This is a genomic window from Streptomyces sp. NPDC127197 (assembly GCF_042672405.1).
Classification (GTDB): Bacteria; Actinomycetota; Actinomycetes; order Streptomycetales; family Streptomycetaceae; genus Streptomyces; species Streptomyces flavusporus.
The window spans coordinates 1-2,688 of the sequence record NZ_JBHXVG010000121.1; the positions used below are offsets into that span (position 1 = coordinate 1).

General features: G+C 67.4%; 3 protein-coding genes and 1 pseudogene. 2 read left to right on the forward strand and 2 right to left on the reverse strand.

What is annotated here, in order from left to right; all coding sequences use genetic code 11:
* Nucleotides 1-307: 307 nt before the first annotated feature.
* Together ACFVJQ_RS45775 and ACFVJQ_RS45780 are read right to left on the reverse strand one after the other, a co-directional pair.
* Nucleotides 308-484, reverse strand: coding sequence for a hypothetical protein (locus ACFVJQ_RS45775; protein ID WP_385791911.1), 177 nt, complete (start codon nucleotides 482-484; stop codon nucleotides 308-310).
* A gap of 205 nt (nucleotides 485-689) precedes the next feature.
* Nucleotides 690-1,598: a LysR family transcriptional regulator gene (locus ACFVJQ_RS45780; protein ID WP_385515638.1), complete on the reverse strand. Its 909-nt coding sequence runs from the start codon at nucleotides 1,596-1,598 to the stop codon at nucleotides 690-692.
* A 72-nt stretch (nucleotides 1,599-1,670) separates the two neighbouring features.
* Between ACFVJQ_RS45780 and ACFVJQ_RS45785 the strand changes: the two are divergent.
* Nucleotides 1,671-2,048 (forward strand): annotated as a pseudogene (locus ACFVJQ_RS45785) (RidA family protein); the annotation flags it as partial.
* A gap of 24 nt (nucleotides 2,049-2,072) precedes the next feature.
* Nucleotides 2,073-2,444 carry an antibiotic biosynthesis monooxygenase family protein gene (locus tag ACFVJQ_RS45790; protein WP_385515688.1) on the forward strand — a complete coding sequence of 124 codons (372 nt, stop codon included), beginning with the start codon at nucleotides 2,073-2,075 and terminating at the stop codon, nucleotides 2,442-2,444.
* Nucleotides 2,445-2,688 lie beyond the last annotated feature (244 nt).

Genomic DNA, 2,688 nt, shown 5'->3' on the forward strand with positions numbered 1-2,688 from the left:
GTCGCCCGGGTCCGACTTCTTGCGGGACACACCGTGGCGGTCACGGTAGCGGGAGGCGGCTAGCGGGTTGATCGCGAAGACCTTGCGGCTGCCGGCGGCGGGACGGGGCGGCCGTCGGTGTCCTTGGGAAGGTGGAGGAAGCCGAACGACGTCAGTAAGAGGACGTCTTCAGTGCCGAGTTCGGGCATGCCGAGGGTTCCTTCAAAGAACGGGTTGAGGTCGGTGTTGGTTCTGCGGGGCGGCCGGAGTCGGTGTCGACGGCCGCCCCGCAGGTATGAGAGGCATCCCGGTCGGGCCGGGCGTGGGGTCAGTGCGTGGCGAGGGCGGCGCGGTGCTCCTGGCGGTGCTCGGTGGCCGCGGGCTCGGCGAGCTGCTTGACGTGGTGGGGCTGGCCGACGTCGCCGTGCTCGGAGCAGACGACGGCGTACGCGGTGCGGCCGGTGCAGCCGGAGGCGGGGTCGCGCGGCTTGCCCGAGGGCTTCACCTTGTGGTCGCAGGTGGTGTTGTCTTCGTTTGTCTCGGCGAACGTCGTGTCCCGTTGGCCGTGTGTCGCTTCACAACAGTCGCGGAGGGCAGCGTGCGAGCACTCCAGCGGAAAGCGTGTGTCGCTATACATACCTGCCGTTTTGTGGCACACGCCACACGAGATCACGGCGGCTGAGCCCGGGAGATGGGCTTGCAACCGGTGCCTAGGGCCTGTCCGGCGGACCTTGGCTGATGGTCGCCAGCAGGCGTGTTACCAGGGGATTATGGTCGTTCTCGCGCCAGGCGACGGCCACTCGTGTGCGGGCGGTGCCGGGTTCGATCCTGCGGAAGGCGACGCCTTTGAGGCGGATGCGTCGGATGCTCGCCGGGGCCAGGGAGACGCCCAGACCGGTTTCCACGAGGGCGCACACGGTTTGCCACTCCACCGCGTGCTGGACTACCTGCGGTGTGAACCCTGCTGCGGTGCACAGGCCGATGATCTGATCGTGCAGTGTCGGGCCGACCGTGCGGGGCAGCAGCACGAAGGGCGATTCCGCCAACTGTGCAAGCTGGACGGTCCGTTGGGTGGCCAGAGGATGGGTGGACGGCAGCACGGCCACGAAAGGCTCGCTGAGTACCGTCCTGAAGCCGAGTTCTGTCTCGTCGGTGGGGGGTTCGCGCAGTAGACCGATGTCGATGGTCTTGTCGTGCAGGGCGGCGATCTGTGGAGCGGTGGTCATCTCGTGGATGTCCAGGTGCACGCCAGGGAACTGGTGGCGGAAGGTGCGCAGCAGGTCGGGCAGGATCGTCAGGGCGAGGGAGGCGGCGAAGCCGATCCGTAGGCGGCCGGCCTGGCCACTGCCGACGGCCCGGGCTGCGGCCAGGCCGTCCGCGAGGTCGGTGAGTGCCCGTCGGGCGGCGGGCAGCAGTTCGCTGCCGGCTGGCGTCAGGGTGACATGCCCTGGGGTACGGGTGAACAGCGCGTGGCCGACCTTGTCCTCCAGGCGGCGGATCTGCTGGCTCAGCGGCGGCTGGGCGATGCCCAGTCGGGCGGCCGCGTGGCCGAAGTGGAGTTCCTCGGCGAGCACGACGAAGGCGTGCAGTTGCGGTAGGGGGAGTTCGGGGCGCTCCATACGCCCAGAGATATCAGACCATGCATGCGGCCGTATTAGACGTATCAGTGCTGGTCATTTAGCGTTCGGCGCATGACAGAGCGACGCGCGATCCTCAGCGGCTCGGCCTTTGAGGAGCAGATCGGCTATGCCCGTGCTGTGGTCGACGGCGACTGGGTGCATGTGTCCGGGACGACCGGGTTCGACTACGCCACCATGACGATCTCCGACGATGTGGTGGAGCAGGCCGAGCAGTGCCTCCGCAACATCGAGGCCGCACTGGCCGAGGCGAAGTGCACCTTCGCCGACGTGGTGCGCGTGCGCTACCTACTGCCCGACCGCGAAGACTTCGAACCCTGCTGGCCGGTCCTGCGCCGCTACTTCGGCGACGTTCAGCCGGCCGCCACGATGCTCATGTGCGGTCTCGCCGACCCGCGGATGAAGATCGAAATAGAGGTGTACGCGCGGCGGCGCATCCCGCCTCACGGTGGCGCCATGAGCGATCACTCGGAAGCGCCTGTCGTGCCCGTCGCGGCCTATGACCCCCCCTACTACGCGGCCGTCTTCACTACGGTGCGGACCCGGGACCAGAGCGACTACAGCGAGACCAGCGCACACTTGGAAGACCTGGTGAAGGACGTCCCCGGGTACCTGGGGATGGACCACGCGCAGACTCCTGGCGGGCTGGGCATCACCGTCAGCTACTTCCGCGATGCCGAGGCCCTCACTAAGTGGCGGACCAACGTCGAGCACCGCGCGGCGCAAGAGCGCGGGCGAGCCCAGTGGTACCAGAGCTACACGCTGCACGTGGCGAAAGTGGAACGGAGCAACTGGTTCACGCGAGCGCAGAGCCCGACAGCAGGATGACCAACCGAGACCACCTCAGCGACCGTCCCGCCACAAGCTCGTATTGAACGAGTCGGCGTGTCCCTAGCAAGCCCGATCTAAGGACGGTCCGGCGGATCACGAGCGGAGCCAGATGAGGTTCCCCTCCTACTGTGGAGACCGTGACCGGAGGGATAGTTGGGGGTCATGGCATCCAGGAAGCGCATCTACGACGCTGAGTTCCGCGAGGGAGCGGTACGGATCGTGACGGAGACCGGGAAGCCCA